A 19,605-nucleotide genomic window follows, 5' to 3' on the forward strand; every position below is an offset into this window, starting at 1 on the left:
CGCGACCATGTCACTCGCGTCCTCTCTCGTCGTCGTGGCCGTGACGGTCGGAATCGTCGTCGCCGGAGCGCTCATCCTCGGTTTCGTGTTGCTCGTGCGCCGCGGACGGGGCGACACGACAGCGCGTGGCGTGACTGTCGATGATCGCGACACCCGCGCACGCGTCGCGCTCGTGCGCCTCGACGACGAGGTGCAGGAGGCGGCAGACGAGCTCGCGTTCGCCGTCGCGCAGTTCGGCGAGGAACGGTCGCGCGCCCTCTCCGACGCTCTCACCGCCGCCCGACTGTCGCTCGCGGAGTCGTTCGCGCTGCAGCAGAAGCTCGACGATGCGACCCCAGACACGGCGACGCAGCAGCGCGAGTGGCGCGCTCGCATCCTCTCCCGGTGCGAGACGGCGAGCTCCACTCTCGCCCGCGAGCGGCGGCAACTGGACGACGCGCGTCGTCTCGAGCGCCGAGCGCCCGACGAGATCGACCGACTCACGGCCGAACTCGAGGCCATCGAAGGTCGGGTGGGCGAGGCCGACCGTGCCCTCGCCCGGCTCGTCGAGTCGTTCGCGCCCGCCGCCGTCGCCCCCGTCGTCACGAAGCCCCACGAGGCGCGCACTCGGCTCTCCGACGCCCGCGCGCGGCTCGAGGATGCCCGCGCGAGAGCCGACGCGGGCGGAGCGAGCTCGATCTCCGGCGCGGTCGCCGACGCGGAACGGATGCTGCGCGCCGCCGATCGGGCCGTGAGCGAGGTCCACGAACTCGACGCATCCCTCGCGCGGTCGACCGAGCACCTCGCGACGGTGCTCGCGGAGGCTCCCGCGATGATCACCTCGGCGTCGACCGTGCGCGACTCCCCACCCGACCCCGAGACGGGTGCGCGTGTCGGCGAGGCCGTCATCGCCCTCGAGAGCGTTCTCGCGCGCGACCCGCGATCCACTCGCCGTGACCCCGATGCGGCGACGGCCGACCTCGAGTCCGCGCTCGCGGAACTCGACGCCGCCGTCTCGCGTGCCCGCTCGGAACAGCAGCGGCTCGACCACGCGCGCGCGGCTCTCGCGGGGGCGCTGCTCACGGCGCGGAGTCAGATCGCCACGACGGCGGCGTACATCGGCCATCGCCGCGGCACGGTCGGCGGCGAGGCGCGCACCCGTCTCGCCGAGGCCGAGCGCCTACTCTCGATCGCCGAAGCGGAAGCCGACCCCGTCGTCGCGCTCGACACCGCGCGGAGTTCGGCGACCTACTCCCGCGATGCCGACGCCCTCGCGCGCTACGACCTCGGCCGCTGAGGTCGCTGAGACGGGCGAGCGCGGCGACGGAGCGTCACGACGACCGGAATCTCCGCAACCGCAGACTGTTGGTGACGACGAACACCGACGAGAACGCCATCGCCGCTCCCGCGATGAGCGGGTTGAGCAGCCCGGACACGGCGAGCGGGATCGCCGCGACGTTGTAGGCGAAGGCCCAGAAGAGGTTGCTCTTGATGGTCGCGAGGGTTCGTCGCGCGAGCCGCACGGCATCGGAGACGACCACGAGATCGCCGCTCATCACGGTGACGTCGCTCGCGGCGATCGCCGCATCCGTTCCCGCGCCCATCGCGATGCCGAGGTCGGCGGCAGCGAGGGCCGCGGCGTCGTTGACACCGTCTCCGACCATCGCGACGACTCGACCGCTCGCCTGCAACTCGCGGATGACGTCGAGCTTGCCGCGAGGGGTGACACGCGAGCGGATGTCGTCGATGCCGACCGCGGAGCCGACGGCAGCCGCCGCCCCGGCGTTGTCTCCCGTGAGCAGCACGGGCGTGAGCCCGAGTGCGCGCAACCGCGTGACACCCTCGGCGCTCGACGGTTTGACCGTGTCGACGACCGTGACGACACCGCGGGTGACCCCGCCCCATGCGACGACCATCGCGGTCTCGCCGCGCGCCTCGGCGACGCGCACGGCCTCGGCGAGGTCGTCGCCGAGGGCGCTCGCACCAGACTCCCGCACCCACTCGGCCCGACCGACGAGCACACTCTCCCCGTCGACGGTCGCACTCACCCCGTTGCCGTGCGACGCCGCGAAGCTCTCGGCCGGCGGCACGGCACTCCTCGCAGCGTCACCGCGCGCGCTCGCCGCCTCGACGATCGCGCGCGCGACCGGGTGCTCCGACCCGTGCTCGACGGCCGCGGCACGCGACAGAACGGTCGCCGCGCTCACGCCCGACGCGGCCGTGACGGTGCCGAGCGACATCCGCCCGGTCGTGACCGTTCCCGTCTTGTCGAGCACGACGGTGTCGACGCGCCTGGTCTGCTCAAGCACCTGCGGGCCCCGGATGAGGATGCCGAGTTGCGACCCCCGGCCGGTTCCGACGAGGAGGGCGGTCGGAGTCGCGAGACCGAGAGCGCACGGGCACGCGACGACGAGGGTCGCGACCGCGGCGGTCAGCGCGATCTCGATCGACCCGCCGACGAAGGTCCACACGAGGAAGGTCACGAGGGCGATCACGAGCACGACGGGCACGAAGACGCTCGAGACGCGGTCGGCGAGTCGCTGCACGTCGGCTTTGCCCGCTTGGGCGTCTTCGACGAGGCGGCCGAGTCGCGCGAGTTCGGTGTCGGCTCCGACACGGGTGACCTCGACGACGATCCGTCCGCCGACGTTGATCGTCGCACCGACGACGCGATCGGAGGGCGAGACATCCACCGGAACCGACTCGCCCGTGAGCAGGCTCGTGTCGACCGACGACGAGCCCTCGACGATGATCCCGTCGGTCGCGATCTTCTCCCCCGGGCGCACGACGAACAGGTCACCCACGGCGAGGCTCGCCACCGGGATGGCGCTCTCGACCCCGTCGCGGATGACGACGGCTTCTTTCGCCCCGAGCTCCAGCAGTGCGCGGAGCGCAGCGCTCGAATCGCGTTTGGCCCGAGCCTCGATGTAGCGCCCCGCGAGCAGGAAGAGCGTGACCGCCGTCGCGACCTCGAGGTAGATCTCGTGGGCTCCCCCGCCGGGCTCGGTGATGAAGTCGAACGACATCGTCATGCCGGGCATCCCCGCCATCCCGAAGAAGAGCGCGTAGAGCGACCACCCGAAGGCCGCGATGACGCCGATGCTCACGAGGGTGTCCATCGTGGTTCCGCCGTGCCGTGCCGCCGACCACGCCGCACGGTGGAACGGCAGCGCCGACCACACGACGACGGGCGCCGCGAGCGTGAGCACGAGCCACTGCCAGTTGAGGAACTGCAGCGGAGGCACCATCGAGAGCACGACGACGGGAAGGGTGAGGATGGCGGTGACGATGAGGCGCTGCCGCAATCGCGCGGTCTCGGTCGTCGCGGCGGCAGCGCCCCCACCGGAGTTCGCTGACTCCGCCGACCCCGGCACCTCGGGCGCACGCCGGAGCGTGCCCGTGTATCCCGCGGCGGCGACGGCCGCGAGCAGCTGCTCGGTCGTGATCGAGTGGGGCGCGGTGATCGTCGCCTTCTCGGTCGCGTAGTTGACGCTCGCGTCGACGCCCTCGAGCCTGTTGAGCCCTCGCTCGACCCGGTTGGCACACGAGGCGCACGTCATGCCCCCGATGTCGAGTTCGACCCCGGCCGTCGCGCCCACCCCCGTCGTCGTCGTCGTCATCGGCTCACGAGCGCGGGGCGTCGAGGGTGTAGCCCGCTTCGTCGATCGCCGCGCGCACCTGGTCGATGTCGAGGGGCTCGGCGCTCTGCACCGTCACGGTCGAGGGTGCCCCGACCACGAGATCGACCGTGATGTCGGTCACGCCGTCGAGGGCGCCGACCTCTTCGGTCACGCTCGAGACGCAGTGGGCGCAGGTCATTCCGTTGACGGAATAGTCGGTCGTGGTCATGCGGGGAGTCCTTTCACGGAGTGAGTGGAGTGAGTGGAGTGAGTGGAGTGAGCGCCGGTGCCGGTCACGAGCGCACGAGTCGCGCGATCGCCGCGGAAGCCTCGCGGATCTTCTCGTCCGCGACCTCGCCGCCCTCGCGGCTCGCCTCGGCGACGCAGTGGGTCAGGTGGTCGTTGAGCAGGGCGAGGGCGACGTTCTCGAGTGCTTTCGTCGCGGCGGACACTTGCGTGAGCACGTCGATGCAATAGGTGTCGTCCTCGATCATCCGATGGATGCCGCGCACTTGCCCCTCTGCTCGCCGCAACCGCTTGAGCAGATCCTCTTTGTCGTCGACGTATCCGACCATGCTTCCTCCAATACCCCTCATGGGTATCAGCAAGCATACCCCCTTGGGGTACCGAGGTGGTCGATGCGTCGGCGACGCCCTACTTCTCGACCTGCACGATCTCTCCCGACGCGATCTTGGCCCGGTAGCCGAAGATCTCCTTGCGGATGACGCGGGCCAAGAAGTAGAGCCCGAGGATGTTGGGAAGAGACATCGCGAAGATCATCGAGTCGGAGAAGTCGATCACCGGCTGCAGGGAGAGCGAAGCCCCCACCACGGTGAAGACGCAGAAGACGATCTTGAAGACGAGCTCGGCTCGAGCACTGTCGTTGAAGAGGTATCCCGTGGCCTTCATGCCGTAGTACGACCACGAGATCATCGTCGAGAAGGCGAAGAGGATGACCGCGACCGCGAGCAGGGTGGGGAACCACGGCGCGACCGTGGCGAACGCCGCCGACGTGGTCTCCACTCCCGGCTCGCTCGAGGTGTCGGCCCACGTGCCCGTGATCACGATCGCGAGAGCGGTCATCGTGCAGATCACGACGGTGTCGATGAACGGCTCGAGCAGGGCGACGAAACCCTCGGTCGCGGGCTCCTTGGTCTTGACCGCGGAGTGCGCGATCGCCGCGGAACCGACCCCGGCCTCATTCGAGAACGCGGCCCGACGGAACCCCTGGATGAGCACACCGACGATGCCGCCCGTGATCCCCTCCGGGTTGAAGGCGCCGACGAAGATCTCCCCGATCGCGCCGGGAACGGCTCCGAGGTTGAGGAAGATCACGGCGAGACATCCGGCGACGTAGATGATCGCCATGAACGGCACGATCTTCTCGGTCACCTTCGCGATCGACTTGATCCCCCCGATGATCACGGCACCGACGGCGACCGCGAAGACGAGGCCGATCACGAACCGCCAGTCGGCGAGGAAACCGTCTTCGCCACCCGTGACGTTGATGATCTGGCTCGTCGCCTGGTTGGCCTGGAACATGTTCCCGCCGCCGATCGCGCCGCCCATGCAGCAGATCGCGAAGAACACGGCGAGCACCTTGCCGAGACGACGGTGGCCGATCTCGGCGAGACCGTCGCGCAAGTAGTACATCGGGCCGCCCGACACGGATCCGTCGGGGCGCTCGCGCCGGTACTTCACCCCGAGCATGCACTCGGCCATCTTCGTGCTCATGCCGAGGAAGCCCGCGAGGATCATCCAGAAGGTCGCGCCCGGACCGCCGAGCGAGACGGCGACAGCGACACCCGCGATGTTGCCGAGACCCACGGTTCCCGAGACGGCGGTCGTGAGCGCCTGGAAATGCGACACCTCCCCCGCATCCTTCGGGTCGGAGTACTTGCCTCGCACGAGGTCGATCGCGTGCTTGAAACCGCGGATGTTCTGGAAACCGAGGTAGAGCGTGAAGAACGCGGCCGCGACGATGAGCCACACGACGATGATCGGCACCTCGACGAAGTTCTCACTCTCGGGGTCACCGAACGGGATCGAGTAGAAGATGATCCCGCTGATGAGGGTCGCGACGGGGCCGACGGCATCCGCGATCGCATCGTCGACGCTCGATGCACGCACCGCATCCGTGGCGCCCGCGGCCGTTGCTGCGAGGGCGGTGAGGGCGCTCACGGGATCACCGTCACAGGGGTCGCGGCGATCTGGATCAGTTTGGCCGGGGTACTCCCGAAGAGCACTTGCTTGAGCTTGGAGTCACCCGTGCGGCCCACGATGATGTGGGCGCCGTTGAGGCGGGCGGCCATCGACACGAGGACCTCGGCCGAACTCCCGTGCACGACCTCGGTCGCGGGGGTGACCTCGAACTCGCTCGCCGCCGCGAGGGCGGGCGAGATGATCTGCGATTGCGCCGCCTCGAGCTCCAGGGTTCTGCTCACCGAGCGATGCTCGTTCTCCGCGGGGGTCGTGAACGAGTACGGCGACCACGGGATGACGTGCACGAGGGTGAGCGTCGCATCCGACTCCGACGCGAGGCGAGCGGCGAACGCCACCGCCCGGCGACTGGATGAGCTTCGATCGACCCCGACGAGTAGTGACGACACTGTCTTTCCTCTCTTTTGGGCCCGCCCCTCCGGGGGAGCTCGACCCGCTGGCCTCGAGTGAATGCGTTCACCCTACGTCGCGACGGGGGCCCGGACGAAGACGTAACCGGCAGTTAACGTGCGGTGGGCGAGCGGCAGGAGCACCCACCGAGCACGCACCGGGCAGGCAATAAGATCTCTCCCGTCGTCACGACAGCATCGGTCGCGGTGCGGGAGCGGAATAGAGGTGGGCGTGGGGTCGAGCAGTCGCGTCGCGCGCACCGTGCGCGGTATCGCCGCCGCCGTCATCGCGACCCTCGTCGCCGGGGTGTTCCACGCGGCGGGTGGCGGCGCCTTCCCCCCGGCACCGATCCTCGCTCTCGCTCTCGCGTTCGCGGTGCTCCTGTGCATCGCCCTCGCCGGGCGTCGCGTCTCGAGCTGGCGACTCGTGCCCGCGGTCGTGGGGTCTCAAGCCCTCTTCCACCTCGTCTTCTCGATCGGCTCCCCCGCGTCGAGCGCCGGCCACACGGCGACCCCCGGCGACGCGGTCAGCCACGGTCACGCCGGGCACGCGCTCGAGACCACCCTTCCGACGAGCGCCCTCGCCGATGCCGGCGCGACGACGGCTCTCTCGCTCGATGCCGTGATGACCCTCGCCCACCTCGCGGCCGTCGTCGTCACGGTGCTCGCCGTGCGCTTCGGTGAGGCGGCATTCTGGTCGCTCGTCGACACGGCTCGCCTCGTGGTCGCGCCGCTCGTGCGCGTCGCGTCGGCGGCCATCGCCCTCGCGGTCGCGCCGGACATCCGCCCGCGGGGCACGCGGATCGACTCGCGCGGCTTCGTTCCCGTCGCCCGCGCCGACGACCTCTCGGCGCTCGGACTCCGTGGCCCGCCGTCGGTCGCCGTCTTCTAGAACTCCGGGCATCCGCCCTCGCGACGTCTCAGCTCGATCATCGATCGTGCGCGTCGCACCCCGACGACGGTCTCGTCGTCGACCATTTCTCGTGCCGCCTCGAGCGCGGCCGACAGCACGCAAGGAACACCATGAACACTCGCACCATCACCCGTTTGTCCGTCGCCGGCACCGCCGGTCTTCTCCTCGCCGTCGCGAGCCCCCTCGCGGCGAGCGCGCACGTGACCATCGACCCGGCGAGCGCCGAACCGGGCAGCTACACCGTCATCACCGTCAAGGTGCCGAACGAATCGGCTACCGCCGAAACCGAGAGCGTGGAGATCGCGTTGCCGACCGACACCCCGTTCTCGAGCGTGCGCTACGTGCCCGTCGCCGGGTGGACGACCGAACTCGTGCGCACCACCCTGCCCGAACCGGTCGAGGTCGAGGCGGGCGAGATCACCGAGGCCGTGACGTCGGTGGTCTTCACCGCCGAGCCGGGGTCGGAGATCGCCGACGGCGAGCTCCAGCAGTTCGAGCTCTCCCTCGGCCCGGTGCCCGACACGGGGTCGATCGTGCTGCCCGCGACGCAGACGTACACCGACGGCGACGTCGTGTCGTGGTCGGAGACCGAAGCCGACGCGCAGTACCCCGCGCCCGTGCTCTACATCACCGACGAGCCTGCCGGTGACGACCACGGCGCGCACTCCTCCGGCGACAGCGCGGACTCGGACACGGATGCGGCCGACTCGGCGAGCAGCGGGTCGACCGACGCAGGATCGACCGAGACATCCGCAGCGACCGACGTCGTCGCACGCGTGATCGGTGTCGTCGGTTTCGCCGTCGGCGCGATCGGAGTCGTGCTCGCCCTGCTCGCGCGTCGCAAGACGGCGAACTAGCGCGCGACCTCGCGGCCCGCACCGCTCCGGTGCGGGCCGCCCTCCCGCCGCAGGCCGCCGGTGTGGGCCGCGAGTAGGACCCCACCCGCGCCACGCCGCACCCATCGCGCCGAACCCCGCGCGCCGGCCGACGACTCCTACCCCGCGCACGAACCGCGCTAGTCACAGCCACACACGGCAGGATGAGCGCATGACCTCCCCCACCGTTCTCGTTGTCGGCGCCGGTATCTCGGGACTCGCGTGCGCTCGCGCCCTCCGCGACGCGGGGGCGACGGTGCGGGTCGTCGATCGGGGTCGCGCGCCGGGGGGCCGGATGTCGGGACGCCGGGTCGACGGTCGGGCGATCGATCTCGGCGCGTCCTACTTCACGGCCGAACCGGACAGCCGGTTCGAGGCGGTCGTGCACGACTGGCTCGCGCGCGGGCTCGCTCGCGAGTGGACCGATACGTTCCGCACGGCGGGCCCCGACGGCATCCGTGATTCGCGGTCGGGTCCGATGCGGTTCGCGTCACCCACGGGTCTGCGCGATCTCGTGATCGACCTCGCCGAGGGGCTCGACGTCGTGGCCGGGGAGACGGTCGAGGAGGTCACGCCGGCCACGGGTGACACCGCGTCGGTGTCGGTTTCGTTCACCGGCTCGACCGGCGCCGAGGGTTTCGACCACGTGGTGCTCGCGATGCCCGACCCTCAAGCGCGGCGGTTGCTCGCACCGGGGTCCCGCGCGCTCGACGTACTGCACGGCGCAGACGGGTGGCATCCGACGATCGCCGTCGCTCTGACCTTCGCCGAGCACGAGTGGGCGTCCGACCTCCACGGCGCTTTCGTCAACGACTCCCCCAAGCTCTCGTTCGTCGCCGACGACGGCGATCGCCGCGGTGACGGGGCGCCCGTGCTCGTCGCGCACTCGAGTGCTGAACTCGCCCACGCCCACCTCGACGACCCCGATGGGGCGATCGCCCCGATCACCGAGGCCGTCTCGCGGATGCTCGCCCTCACCGCCGCGCCCGTCGACGCGTTCGCGCACCGCTGGACTTTCGCGCGCCCGGCAGCACCCCACGACGACCCGTTTCTGCTCGACGACCGCGTCGGCGTGTGCGGCGACGCGTGGGGCGGCAAGGCGTCGGTCGCCGCGGCGTGGACCTCGGGCGACGCTCTCGGGCGCGCGATCGCTCGGGCGAGCGCGTTCCCGGGCTGACTCCGACCTGAGCGCCGCGAGCGCGATCATCGCGCGATGTCGAACACCGTCACGTTCGCGGCGTTCGCCCCGATCAGATCGGCGACGTCGAGGTGCACGGGATCGGGCAGGTAGGCGTCGCGGGCGTCGACGGTCGTGAAGCGCACGATGAACCCGTAGTCGTGAGCCCGTTCGAGGCCTTCCGTGCTCACGCTCGGACCCTCTGTCACCGAGTCGACCCCGGCGATCGTGGTCACGAAATCACGGACCTTCGCCCGCACCTCGTCTCGCGCTGCGATCGTCGCGGACTCGGCCCACTGGACGAGGACGATGTGGTCGATGGCGGTCACTGTCGGGGCTCCGATGCTGGAGCGCTCTCGGTGAGAGCGCGGATGAGGGATCGTGCGTCGTACGGTCCATGATGCCTCTCTCCGTTGATGAAGAAGGTCGGCACGGACGTGATGTCCATCGCCTCCGCATCGAGCACGTCATCGCGGACGCGCGCCGCGACCTCGGGCGAGTTGAGGTCGCGCTCGAACCTCTCGACATCGAGGCCGAGCTCCGCGGCCCGGCGCACGATGTCCGACGGCAACTGGTTCTCCTGGTCGGCGAAGAGGCTGCGCTCGTACTCGAAGAACCTGCCCTGGAGCGCCGCCGCCTCCGAGGCTTCGGCGGCGGCGACCGCGTTCGGGTGATAGCTCGCGAGCGGCGCATGACGCCACACGTAGCGCACGCGGTCGCCGAGTTCCCGGCGCACCTCCTCGACCGCCCCGGTGGCCTTGAGGCAGAAGCCGCACGGGAAGTCGCCGTACTCGACGATCTCGAACGGCGCGTCGTCGGAGCCGAAGATGTGGTCACGCGACCGATCGACGGGCCGCACGAGCGTGTGCCCGACCGACTCGGCCGGCCGCGCGGCATCCGCGATCCTGAAGATCACGGCCGCGATCACGAAGGCGATGATCGACGCGGAGAGCACCCCCACGCGCGCTTCGTTGCGCACCGCGCCGGTGATGCCGACGAATTCGCCGATCACGAGCGCCGCGATGATGCCCCACGTGACGGGTGAGACGAGTGCCGCGGCGAGGATCCCGCCGCTCAACTGGACCCGGCCATACGGCACTCCTCGCGAGGGCGAAATGGCGGGGGTGCCCCCATCCTGCTCCTCGCGGGGGCGCAGTCACATCGTTTTCGTTCCGGTCTGAGCGAACATCGTCAGCGCCCGACGTAGGCCGCGAGGTGCTCCCCGGTGAGCGTCGACGAGGCCGCGACGAGGTCGGCGGGGGTGCCCTCGAACACGATCCGGCCGCCGTCGTGACCCGCCCCGGGTCCGAGGTCGATGATCCAGTCGGCGTGAGCCATGACCGCCTGGTGATGCTCGATGACGATGACCGACTTGCCGGAGTCGACGATGCGGTCGAGCAGACCGAGCAACTGCTCGACGTCGGCGAGGTGGAGGCCGGTCGTCGGCTCGTCGAGCACGAGAACGTCGCCCTTCTCCGCCATGTGGATCGCGAGCTTGAGTCGCTGCCGCTCGCCCCCCGACAGGGTCGTGAGCGGTTGCCCGAGGCTCAGGTAGCCGAGCCCGACATCGACGAGGCGGTCGAGAACCGCTTTCGCCGCGGGTGTGCGCGCCTCCCCCGTGCCGAAGAACTCGGCGGCGTCGGTGATCGGCATCGCGAGCACCTCGCTGATGTCGCGACCGCCGAGCAGGTGCTGCAGAACGGATGCCTGGAACCTCTTGCCCTCGCACACCTCGCACGTCGTGGCGACCGTCGCCATCATGCCGAGGTCGGTGTAGATCACCCCGTTGCCGTTGCACGTGGGGCACGCGCCCTCCGAGTTCGAGCTGAAGAGCGCCGGTTTCACCCCGTTGGCTTTCGCGAACGCCTTGCGGATCGGCTCGAGCACTCCCGTGTAGGTCGCGGGGTTGCTGCGCCGCGAGCCGCGGATGGCACCCTGATCGATCGAGACGACGCCGGGGCGTCGAGCGACCGAATCGTGGATGAGCGAGCTCTTGCCCGATCCGGCGACCCCCGTCACGACGACGAGCACGCCGAGAGGGATGTCGACGTCGACATCCCGCAGGTTGTGGGCCGTCGCCCCGCGGATCTGCAGCTCTCCCGTCGCGGGGCGGATCGTCTCTTTGAGGGCCGCGCGATCGTCGAGGTGCTGCCCCGTGAGGGTGTCGCTCGCCCGCAGACCCTCGACGGTGCCTTCGAAGCGGATCGTGCCCCCGTCGGTTCCCGCGCGCGGTCCGAGGTCGACGACGTGGTCGGCGATCGCGATCATCTCGGGTTTGTGCTCGACGACGAGCACGGTGTTGCCCTTGTCTCTGAGCCTCACGAGGAGCGAGTTCATCCGCTGGATGTCGTGGGGGTGGAGCCCGATCGTCGGCTCGTCGAAGACGTAGGTGACGTCGGTGAGCGACGACCCGAGGTGGCGGATCATCTTGGTGCGCTGGGCTTCGCCACCCGAGAGGCTCCCCGCAGAACGGTCGAGCGAGAGGTAGCCGAGGCCGATCTCGACGAAGGAGTCGAGCAAGTGCCGGAGTGCCGCGAGCAGGGGCGCCATGGTCGGCTCGTCGAGGGTCTGCACCCACGCCGCGAGGTCGCTGATCTGCATCGCGCACGCGTCGGCGATGGAGATGCCGCCGACCTTCGAGGAACGCGCCCCCTCGTTGAGTCGCGTGCCCCCGCAGTCGGGGCACGCCGTGAACGTGACGGCCCGGTCGACGAACTCGCGGATGTGAGGCTGCATCGCCTCCCGGTCTTTCGACAGGAACGATTTCTGGATCTTGGGGATGAGCCCCTCGTAGGTCATGTTCATCGACTGGAGCGACACCTTCGTCGGCTCTCTGTAGAGGAAGTCGGCGAGCTCGGTCTCGGTGTAGTCGCGGATGGGCTTCGCCGGGTCGAGGAAGCCCGACTCCGTGAAGATGCGCACCATCCAGCCCTCGGCGTTGTAACCGGGGATCGTGAGGGCGCCGTCGGCGAGCGACTTGGCGTCGTCGTAGAGCTGCGTGAGGTCGATGTCGCTGACCTTGCCCATGCCTTCGCAGCGCGGACACATGCCCCCGGTGATGGTGAATTCGCGTCGCTCCTTGACGGTTGCGCCGCCCTTCTCGAGCGTCACCGCGCCCGCGCCGGAGATCGACGCGACGTTGAACGAGAAAGCCTGGGGTGATCCGACGTGCGGGTCGCCGAGGCGACTGAAGACGATGCGCAGGAGCGCGTTGGCGTCGGTGGCCGTGCCGACGGTCGAGCGCGAGTTGGCCCCCATCCGCTCCTGGTCGACGATGATCGCTGTCGTGAGGCCCTCGAGCACGTCGACGTCTGGCCGGGCGAGCGACGGCATGAACCCCTGCAGGAACGCGCTGTAGGTCTCGTTGATCATGCGTTGCGACTCGGCCGCGATCGTGCCGAACACGAGCGAGCTCTTGCCCGAGCCCGAGACCCCGGTGAAGACCGTGAGACGGCGCTTCGGGATGTCGACGCTCACGTTCTTCAGATTGTTCTCGCGTGCACCCTGCACCCTGATGATGTCGTGGGTGTCGGCGACGTGCGGCGAAATCGAGCTCATCGGGTCTCCTCCGGTGCGGGCGGTGCTTGATTCAAGCAGGTGCACCCGACATCGGGAAAGGGCACGGCCAGCGGTGTCTAGGCTTGCGGCAATGGCTACAGTCATCCTCGTGCGGCACGGTCGCACCACAGCAAACGCGTCGGGACTTCTCGCGGGCCGCACCCCCGGTGTCCGACTCGACTCCGTCGGGCTCGAGCAGGCGGCGCGCACGGCCGAGCGATTGAGCGCGGTTCCGCTCGCCGCCGTCGTGTCGAGCCCCCTCGAGCGGTGCCTCCAGACCGCGGGGATCATCCTCGATCGCCAACCCGGCACGACCGGCACGACCGGCTCCCCGGCGGTGACGACCGACGACGCCATCACCGAGTGCGACTACGGCGAGTGGCAGGGGCGCACCCTCGCCGAGCTCGCGAAGGAACCGCTGTGGTCGGTCGTGCAGAACCACCCGTCGGCGGCGGTGTTCCCGGGGGGCGAGTCGCTGCAGGCCATGCAAGCGCGATCGGTCGCCGCCATCCGTCGCACGGATGCCGTGATCGAAGCCGAGCACGGGCCCGAAGCCGTGTGGGTCGCGGTGAGTCACGGCGACATCATCAAATCGGTGCTCGCCGACGCTCTCGGCATGCACCTCGACCTGTTCCAGCGCATCGGCGTCAACCCGGCCTCGGTGTCGATCGTGCGCTACGGCACCGCGAGGCCCGAGGTCATCGCGACCAACACCGACTCGGGCGACCTCGCGTGGCTGCGCGCGGCGGCGCCGACTGTCGATGCCGCCGTCGGAGGCGGAGCGGGCCCTCAGCCATCTGCTGGCTGACGCTCCTAAGCTGACGTCATGGCCACACTCGTGCACGAATTAGTCTGGCCCGACCGCGTCGTGGTCGGCACCGTCGGGAGCCCGGGCTCGCGATCGTTCTACCTGCAAGCCCGCAGCGGACGCAGGCTCGTCTCGGTCGCTCTCGAGAAGGAGCAGTCGGCTCTGCTCGCCGAGAAGATCGACGAGATCCTCGACCACCTCATGACGACCGACGGCAACCCGTTCAGCGTGCCGTCGTCGACGCCGATCGAACTCGTCGACAACGAGCCGCTCGAGCAACCGGTCGAGCAGCAGTTCCGCACGGGGACCATGAGCCTCGGCTGGGACCCGTCGACCGTGCAGCTCGTGATCGAGATGTTCCCGATCGTGGAGGCCGATGCAGACGACCGCGACCCGTTCGACGACGCCGACGAGGAGCGCGACGAGCGCGACGACACCGTCGAGCCGTCGGAGATGGTCGTCGTCAAGATCCCCGTCGGCACGGCCAGGGCCTTCGCCAAGCGCACTCGCGAGGTCGTCGGGGCCGGCAGGCCGCTGTGCCCGTTCTGCGCGACCCCCATCGACCCCGAGGGTCACACGTGCGTTCTGCCTGACGGTTTCTGAGGGTGGCCGATGTCGGCGCCGACCTGCTGAGCGGCGACCTCGCGCTCAGCGGCCGCATCACGACAGCCTCGAACGCGACGTTCCTCGGAACCGTCGGCGACACCGTCGTGGTCTACAAGCCGATCGCGGGAGAGAAGCCGCTGTGGGACTTCCCCGACGGTGACCTCGCGCACCGGGAGGTCGCGGCCCACCTCGTCTCCGAGGCGTTCGGCTGGAACATCGTGCCGCGCACGTGGTTGCGCGACGGCCCCCTCGGCGAGGGGATGGTGCAGCTCTGGCAGGAGCTCGACCCCGAGCAGGATGCCGTCGACCTCGTGCCTTCCGGCGCGATGCCCGAGAGCGGCTGGCGTCACGTCTTCGACGGCACCGACGAAGACGACCGGGCCGTCGCGCTGGTCCACGAAGACACCGCAGCCCTGCGACGGATGGCGGTGTTCGACATCGTCGTGAACAACGCCGATCGCAAGGGCGCGCACATCCTGCCGATGGCCGACGGTCACCGCTACGGCGTCGATCACGGCCTCACGCTGCACTCGGAGCACAAGCTGCGCACGGTGCTGTGGGGGTGGATCGGCGAGGAGCTCTCGACCGACGAGCGCGAGGGTGTCGAGCGCGTGCGCGAACAGCTCGACTCGGGCCTCGGCGAGAGGCTCGGCAGCATGATCACCGACTACGAGGTCGAGGCCCTCAGACGACGCTGTGAGCGGTTGCTCACCCGCGGCGCGTTCCCGCCGCCGCGCGGCCAGATGCCCGCGGTGCCCTGGCCGCTGTTCTGACCCGAGCCTGCCTTCCGATCCTCAGAACAACCCCGCCGCGCCTCCCCAGTCGTCTCCGGAGGTGCCGCCGCCCCGGCGTGACCCGAGGTAGGCCCCCACGACCGCGGCCCCGAGATCATCCGTCTCCGGTGCCACGACCGACCCTCCCACGCGCCTCGCCATCGAGTCGATGAAACGCGCGAGGCCGCGATCGTCGCCGAGCCTGAAGAACGTCGTGTGCGCGCCGAGCCTCATCGAGTTGTCGAGCTCGCGCACCGCGACCGCGATCGTGAGCGGCGCGGGCGGGTAGTCGAAGAACACCTCTCCCCCCGGCTCGAGGTGCGAGGTCGGTTCACCGTCGGTCACGATGAGCAACACGGGCTGCGCATTCGGATGCTTGCGGAAATGCCTGTTCGCGAGAAGCAGCGCGTGGTGCAGGTTGGTGCCCTTCTCCCACTGCGCGTCGAGGCCCACGAGCTCGTCGATCTGCATGACCGAGGCGGTGCGGCCAAACTGGATGAGCTGCAGATCGTCGCCGCGGAACCGGCTCGTGATGAGGGTGTGCAGGGCGAGTGCCGTGCGTTTCATGGGCACCCAGCGGCCGTCCATCGCCATCGAGAACGACGTGTCGACGAGCAGCGCGACGGCGGCCTGAGTGCGGGCCTCGGTCTCTTGGATCTCGATGTCGCCGACCTCGATGCGCACGCCGGAGCCGGTCGAACCACCCTCGCCCGCGGTGCGCGTCACCGCGTTGGTGATGGTGCGGGTGACATCCCACGGCTCGGTGTCACCGAACGCCCACTCGCGAGTGGCCCCCGAACGATCACCCGCCGCTCCCGCCTGCCGGAGGTCGCGCTGACCCTGCCTGCCCGAGAGCTTCTGCGCGACGTCGCGCAGGAGCGACTTGCCGAGCTGCCGCATCGCCTTCGGGGTCATCGTGAGCTGACCGTCGCTGCCGCGCTTGACCGTTCCGGAGTCGCGCAGTGCCTTCTCGAGCTGCTGGAGGGTGCGCGCATCCACGGCCGCGTCGGAGCCGAGCTGCTTGCTGAGAGTGTCGAGGTCGATGTCGTCGATGCTCGACCCGCTGTAGCTCTGTGCGAGCTGCTCGGCGAGCTCGTCGAGGTCGGCGATGTCCTGGAAGACCCCGGTGCCGTCGCCGAGCCCGAGACCCTGCTCGCCGTCCATGCGCTCGGAACCTCCCCAGTTCTCGCCGGGCCGCAACTGGCGGAGCGTGTCGTCGAGTTGCCCGAGAGACGACATCAAGTCGGGAGACCCGAAGGCCTGCTCGGCGAGAGCGTCGAGTTCGGCGCGCTGCTCGGGGGTCATCGAGTTGCGCATGCGCTGTGCTGCGGCGGCCCGCTGAGCGAGCGCATCGAGGAGCTCGTCGATCGACTCGGGACCCTCGGGAAAGAACTCGCCGTGCTTCTGCATGAAGTCGTCGAACTGCTCGGGAGTGTCGTCGCCGCGCTGGTGCGCGGCGAGCAGCTCGTTGAGGTCGTCGAGCATCGCCGTGATCGCCGCCCGGTCGGCGTCGGTCGCGTTCTCGAGAGCGTTCTTCATTCCCGCGAAACGCTGCTCGAGCATCTCGCGCCCGAGGAGATCTTTGATCCTCTCGAAGTCCTCGCGCGCGGCGGGGCTCGTCCAGTCGTAGCCGCCGAGTTCGCTCACGGCGGCGGCCGGGGAAGCGGGGAGGTTGTCGAGCTGCATCTCGGCGAGCGCGCGGTCGCCGTCATCCATCGCGGTGTCGCGCGCGAGCTGCCCCCTCTCGGCGAGAACCGCACGATCGAGGAGCTGTTTGACCTCCTGGAGCGTGCCGTCGAGGTTGTGCTTGCGGGCGAGGTCGCGCCGCTTCTCGGCGACACGCTGCGCGAGGTCGTCGAGGCCCGTGAGGTCACGGCCCCCGCGGCGGAGGAACTCGCGCAGCGCCTGCTCGGGCGAATACCCCGCCATCACGTCGTCGCCGATGGCGCCGAGCGCCTCGGTCAGGTCGACGGGCGGAGCGAGAGGGTCGGGGCCGTCGACGTAGTGGCCGTAGCGGATGTCGCGCGTGAGCCGGCGATTCGCTCTAGCCATAGATCGTCTCGCCTCCCCCGCTCTCCTTGCTCACGCGACGGCCGAGGTAGAGGCCTTCGAGCGCGAGCTCGATCGCGCCCGCGCGCTCGCCGTCGTTCGCGGCGCCGAGTCGCTCGCAGATCTGGTCGTAGAGCTGCGACTCCCCGAGCGCGGGGAGACCCGCGAGGAAGTCGCGAGCGGCGACCTGCTCGCCCGTCGTGACCATGACGCCGCCCTCGATCGCGTCGACGAGCACGCCGAAGTCGAGGCCGCGGAAGTGCGCGCGCACCGTCTCGGCGGTCGCGGTGCGCAAGAGGTGGTCGAGGATCTCGTCTTCGCGCCCCTCCTCGCCAGACTCGAACTCGATCTTGCCGCCGAGCACATCGACGGCGGTCTCGAGGTCGACGGGCCGCGCGACCGCGTCGTCTTCGCCCTGGCGCGTGGCGCGGTGGATCGCGGCCGCCGCGATCGTCTCGGCCCCCGCGATGGAGAAGCGAGCGCTCACGCCGCTGCGCTGGTCGACCGATCCCGACCCGCGCAGCGCCCTCGTGAATCGCGCGAGGATCTCGACCAGGTAGTCGGGCACCTCGGCCACGAGCTGGGCCTCCTGGCGGATGACGGCGACCTCGTCGTCGAGCTCGGTCGGGTAGTGGGTGCGGATCTCCGCGCCGAATCGGTCTTTGAGCGGCGTGATGATGCGGCCGCGGTTCGTGTAGTCCTCGGGGTTGGCGCTCGCGACGACGAGCACGTCGAGAGGCAGCCGCAGAACGTACCCGCGGATCTGGATGTCGCGCTCCTCCATGACGTTGAGCATCGCCACCTGGATGCGCTCGGCGAGGTCGGGCAGTTCGTTGATCGCGACGATGCCGCGGTGGCTGCGCGGGATGAGGCCGAAGTGGATGGTCTCGGGGTCGCCGAGACTCAGGCCGCCCGCGACCTTCATGGGGTCGACGTCGCCGATGAGGTCGGCGACGCTCGTGTCGGGTGTCGCGAGCTTCTCGACGTATCTCTCGTCTCGACTGCGCCACGAGACGGGCAGATCGTCGCCGAGTTCGGCCGCCCTCCGGATGCTCTCGACGGTGATGGGCTCGAACGGGTGCTCGCCGAGCTCCGACCCCTCGATGACGGGAGACCACTCGTCGAGCAGCCCTGCGAGGGTGCGGAGGATGCGCGTCTTGCCCTGGCCGCGTTCGCCGAGCAGAACGATGTCGTGGCCGGCGATGAGCGCGCGCTCGAGCTGCGGGATGACGGTCGACTCGAATCCGTGGAGTCCGGGCCACGGATCCCGACCGTCGCGGAGGGCCGCGAGGAGGTTGCCGCGGATCTCTTCGCGGAGGGACGTGGCCACGTGGCCGGAGGCGCGCAATTCGCCGAGTGTGGCGATGGTGGGGCGGGTCATGGCGTCAGGCTACGCCTGCTTTTCTGGAGCGGACCCTGAGCGTCGTGCGGCGGAGTGTACGCGCGGTTTCCCGCACGGCGGTGCCGTCGATTCCCTCACCACGAGTTTCGTCGCGAGCTCGATGTGCATCGACTCGACCGGTTCGTCGCGCGTGAGTCTGAGCACTGTCCGCAGGGCCGTCGCACCGATCTCGAAGAGGGGTTGGGCGACCGAGGTGAGGCGCGGAACGGTCTGATCGACGAGCGGTGTGCCATCGAAGCCCACGACGCTCAGGTCGTCGGGCACCCTGATCCCCCGACGGTGCGCCTCGGTCATGACGCCGATCGCGATCGAGTCGCTCGCTGCGAAGATCGCGGTCGGCAGGTCTCCCGTGTCGCACAGCGCGGCGAGCCCCTCGGTTCCCGTCGCGCTCTCGAAGGGCCCGTGGCGGATGACCGCGGGGTCGGCCGCGATACCGGCGTCGGCGAGCGCGGCGTGGTAACCGTGCAGTCGAGCGCTCGCGCAATCCGCACCGAGCGGCCCACCGAGGTAGCCGATGCGTCGGTGGCCGAGCGAGATGAGGTGGTCGACGGCCGCCCGACCGCCGGCCCAGTTGGTCGACCCGAGGGTCACGACGTCGTCTTGCGGCGTGCTGAACGGGTCGATGAGAACGACCGAGATGCCGTGCGCGCGCAGCTCATCGAGTTGGGTCGCGTCGACCTCGCTCGCGACGAGGATGAGGCCGCGCCTGCCTGCGGCGCTCAGCCGCTGCGCCCACACCGCGCCGTCGGTCGACGGTGCCTGCCGGGAACTGAGCGTGCTGATGACGACCTCGACGCCCTCTGACGCGGCGACGTCGACGATGCCCCGCATGACCTCGACCGAGTACGCGGAGGTGAGCAGGTCGGTCACGAGGTCGACGAGCGCCGGCGCGGTCGCGGCTCTCCGGCGCTGCTGGGGAGACGCGTATCCCCGCGCGCGGATCGCGCTCGTGACCCGGCGGCGCGTGCTCTCGGCGACGTCGGCCCGACCGTTGAGCACTTTCGAGACCGTCGGCACCGAGACGCCGGCGTCGGCAGCGATCTGCCGCAGGGTGAGCTTGGGTGTGTTCGTGGCCACAGCTCAGGGTAGCGAACATCCGAAACTTTTCGCTCGGTGTCGGCGAACTCGGCGCGCTTGACCGCCGTCATCGCACTGGGTAGCGTCGTGGATGTCGGCTCCGCTTGCGAAAAGTTTCTGCCGACACGTTCAGCCACTGCGATATCGGGCTGCTTCGAC

18 protein-coding genes are annotated in these 19,605 nt (G+C 69.8%); 7 read left to right on the forward strand and 11 right to left on the reverse strand.

The annotated features are described in order from the left end of the window. Positions 1-7 precede the first annotated feature (7 nt). A complete protein-coding gene (locus ACLHG5_RS07940) occupies positions 8-1,276 on the forward strand; it encodes a hypothetical protein (protein ID WP_411318350.1) in 1,269 nt (422 codons plus the stop codon). Between the two features lie 34 nt (positions 1,277-1,310). On the opposite strand, the gene ACLHG5_RS07945 is transcribed toward ACLHG5_RS07940, so the two are convergent. The 5 genes from ACLHG5_RS07945 to ACLHG5_RS07965 all read right to left on the reverse strand — a co-directional run bounded on the left by ACLHG5_RS07945 (position 1,311) and on the right by ACLHG5_RS07965 (position 6,157). Continuing rightward, positions 1,311-3,599, reverse strand: a complete 2,289-nt coding sequence (locus tag ACLHG5_RS07945; RefSeq protein WP_411318351.1) for a heavy metal translocating P-type ATPase — start codon at positions 3,597-3,599, stop codon at positions 1,311-1,313. 4 nt (positions 3,600-3,603) lie between these two features. Beyond that, positions 3,604-3,828, reverse strand: coding sequence for a heavy-metal-associated domain-containing protein (locus ACLHG5_RS07950; RefSeq protein WP_411318352.1), 225 nt, complete (start codon positions 3,826-3,828; stop codon positions 3,604-3,606). A gap of 64 nt (positions 3,829-3,892) precedes the next feature. Continuing rightward, the gene (locus ACLHG5_RS07955) at positions 3,893-4,174 is read right to left on the reverse strand and encodes a metal-sensitive transcriptional regulator (protein WP_411314721.1); all 282 of its coding nucleotides are present in this window, start codon (positions 4,172-4,174) and stop codon (positions 3,893-3,895) included. Between the two features lie 79 nt (positions 4,175-4,253). Then, entirely contained in the window at positions 4,254-5,780 is a 1,527-nt protein-coding gene (locus ACLHG5_RS07960; protein WP_411314720.1) for an alanine/glycine:cation symporter family protein, read from the reverse strand. Continuing rightward, positions 5,777-6,157, reverse strand: a complete 381-nt coding sequence (locus tag ACLHG5_RS07965; RefSeq protein ID WP_411314719.1) for a universal stress protein — start codon at positions 6,155-6,157, stop codon at positions 5,777-5,779. Before ACLHG5_RS07965 ends, ACLHG5_RS07960 begins: the two co-directional genes overlap by 4 nt. 283 nt (positions 6,158-6,440) lie before the next feature. Here ACLHG5_RS07965 and ACLHG5_RS07970 point away from each other — a divergent pair, with 283 nt between their 5' ends. The 3 genes from ACLHG5_RS07970 (at position 6,441) to ACLHG5_RS07980 (ending at position 9,173) form a co-directional block, all read left to right on the forward strand. Further along, positions 6,441-7,100 (forward strand): hypothetical protein, encoded by a 660-nt coding sequence (locus ACLHG5_RS07970; RefSeq protein WP_411318353.1) that lies wholly within the window; start codon positions 6,441-6,443, stop codon positions 7,098-7,100. Positions 7,101-7,231: 131 nt separating this feature from the next. Next, positions 7,232-7,978, forward strand: a complete 747-nt coding sequence (locus ACLHG5_RS07975; RefSeq protein WP_411318354.1) for a YcnI family protein — start codon at positions 7,232-7,234, stop codon at positions 7,976-7,978. A 190-nt stretch (positions 7,979-8,168) separates the two neighbouring features. Next, positions 8,169-9,173, forward strand: a complete 1,005-nt coding sequence (locus ACLHG5_RS07980) for an NAD(P)/FAD-dependent oxidoreductase (protein ID WP_411318355.1) — start codon at positions 8,169-8,171, stop codon at positions 9,171-9,173. A 26-nt stretch (positions 9,174-9,199) separates the two neighbouring features. On the opposite strand, the gene ACLHG5_RS07985 is transcribed toward ACLHG5_RS07980, so the two are convergent. The 3 genes from ACLHG5_RS07985 to ACLHG5_RS07995 all read right to left on the reverse strand — a co-directional run bounded on the left by ACLHG5_RS07985 (position 9,200) and on the right by ACLHG5_RS07995 (position 12,731). Continuing rightward, positions 9,200-9,502 carry a Dabb family protein gene (locus ACLHG5_RS07985; RefSeq protein WP_411314715.1) on the reverse strand — a complete coding sequence of 101 codons (303 nt, stop codon included), beginning with the start codon at positions 9,500-9,502 and terminating at the stop codon, positions 9,200-9,202. Further along, positions 9,499-10,251 (reverse strand): thioredoxin domain-containing protein, encoded by a 753-nt coding sequence (locus tag ACLHG5_RS07990; protein ID WP_411318356.1) that lies wholly within the window; start codon positions 10,249-10,251, stop codon positions 9,499-9,501. Before ACLHG5_RS07990 ends, ACLHG5_RS07985 begins: the two co-directional genes overlap by 4 nt. Before the next feature lie 113 nt (positions 10,252-10,364). After that, entirely contained in the window at positions 10,365-12,731 is a 2,367-nt protein-coding gene (locus ACLHG5_RS07995; protein ID WP_411314713.1) for an ATP-binding cassette domain-containing protein, read from the reverse strand. 91 nt (positions 12,732-12,822) lie between these two features. Between ACLHG5_RS07995 and ACLHG5_RS08000 the strand changes: the two genes are divergently transcribed. The 3 genes from ACLHG5_RS08000 to ACLHG5_RS08010 are packed head-to-tail and all read left to right on the forward strand — an operon-like array spanning position 12,823 to position 14,918. Further along, positions 12,823-13,539, forward strand: coding sequence for a histidine phosphatase family protein (locus ACLHG5_RS08000; protein ID WP_411318357.1), 717 nt, complete (start codon positions 12,823-12,825; stop codon positions 13,537-13,539). A gap of 18 nt (positions 13,540-13,557) precedes the next feature. Then, complete coding sequence (locus ACLHG5_RS08005) at positions 13,558-14,142, forward strand: DUF3090 domain-containing protein (protein WP_411318358.1); 585 nt, start codon at positions 13,558-13,560, stop codon at positions 14,140-14,142. Beyond that, positions 14,139-14,918, forward strand: coding sequence for an SCO1664 family protein (locus ACLHG5_RS08010; protein ID WP_411318430.1), 780 nt, complete (start codon positions 14,139-14,141; stop codon positions 14,916-14,918). Before ACLHG5_RS08005 ends, ACLHG5_RS08010 begins: the two co-directional genes overlap by 4 nt. A gap of 21 nt (positions 14,919-14,939) precedes the next feature. On the opposite strand, the gene ACLHG5_RS08015 is transcribed toward ACLHG5_RS08010, so the two are convergent. The 3 genes from ACLHG5_RS08015 to ACLHG5_RS08025 are packed head-to-tail and all read right to left on the reverse strand — an operon-like array spanning position 14,940 to position 19,446. Further along, positions 14,940-16,970, reverse strand: coding sequence for a vWA domain-containing protein (locus ACLHG5_RS08015; protein ID WP_411318359.1), 2,031 nt, complete (start codon positions 16,968-16,970; stop codon positions 14,940-14,942). Further along, positions 16,963-18,348 carry a magnesium chelatase gene (locus ACLHG5_RS08020; protein WP_411318360.1) on the reverse strand — a complete coding sequence of 462 codons (1,386 nt, stop codon included), beginning with the start codon at positions 18,346-18,348 and terminating at the stop codon, positions 16,963-16,965. Before ACLHG5_RS08020 ends, ACLHG5_RS08015 begins: the two co-directional genes overlap by 8 nt. Before the next feature lie 9 nt (positions 18,349-18,357). Next, positions 18,358-19,446 (reverse strand): LacI family DNA-binding transcriptional regulator, encoded by a 1,089-nt coding sequence (locus tag ACLHG5_RS08025; RefSeq protein ID WP_411318361.1) that lies wholly within the window; start codon positions 19,444-19,446, stop codon positions 18,358-18,360. Positions 19,447-19,605: the final 159 nt, after the last annotated feature.

It is taken from the genome of Marisediminicola sp. LYQ85, assembly GCF_046600695.1.
Lineage (GTDB): Bacteria > Actinomycetota > Actinomycetes > Actinomycetales > Microbacteriaceae > Marisediminicola.

What these genes read in the sequence shown, in the direction of transcription:
- ACLHG5_RS08020 (WP_411318360.1), bottom strand. Translation starts at nt 18,348, where the DNA reads ATGACCCGCCCCACCATCGCCACACTCGGCGAATTGCGCGCCTCCGGC.
- ACLHG5_RS08015 (WP_411318359.1), bottom strand. Translation starts at nt 16,970, where the DNA reads ATGGCTAGAGCGAATCGCCGGCTCACGCGCGACATCCGCTACGGCCAC.
- ACLHG5_RS07950 (WP_411318352.1), bottom strand. Translation starts at nt 3,828, where the DNA reads ATGACCACGACCGACTATTCCGTCAACGGAATGACCTGCGCCCACTGC.
- ACLHG5_RS08000 (WP_411318357.1), top strand. Translation starts at nt 12,823, where the DNA reads ATGGCTACAGTCATCCTCGTGCGGCACGGTCGCACCACAGCAAACGCG.
- ACLHG5_RS07955 (WP_411314721.1), bottom strand. Translation starts at nt 4,174, where the DNA reads ATGGTCGGATACGTCGACGACAAAGAGGATCTGCTCAAGCGGTTGCGG.
- ACLHG5_RS07980 (WP_411318355.1), top strand. Translation starts at nt 8,169, where the DNA reads ATGACCTCCCCCACCGTTCTCGTTGTCGGCGCCGGTATCTCGGGACTC.
- ACLHG5_RS07940 (WP_411318350.1), top strand. Translation starts at nt 8, where the DNA reads ATGTCACTCGCGTCCTCTCTCGTCGTCGTGGCCGTGACGGTCGGAATC.
- ACLHG5_RS07995 (WP_411314713.1), bottom strand. Translation starts at nt 12,731, where the DNA reads ATGAGCTCGATTTCGCCGCACGTCGCCGACACCCACGACATCATCAGG.
- ACLHG5_RS07945 (WP_411318351.1), bottom strand. Translation starts at nt 3,599, where the DNA reads ATGACGACGACGACGACGGGGGTGGGCGCGACGGCCGGGGTCGAACTC.
- ACLHG5_RS07975 (WP_411318354.1), top strand. Translation starts at nt 7,232, where the DNA reads ATGAACACTCGCACCATCACCCGTTTGTCCGTCGCCGGCACCGCCGGT.
- ACLHG5_RS08005 (WP_411318358.1), top strand. Translation starts at nt 13,558, where the DNA reads ATGGCCACACTCGTGCACGAATTAGTCTGGCCCGACCGCGTCGTGGTC.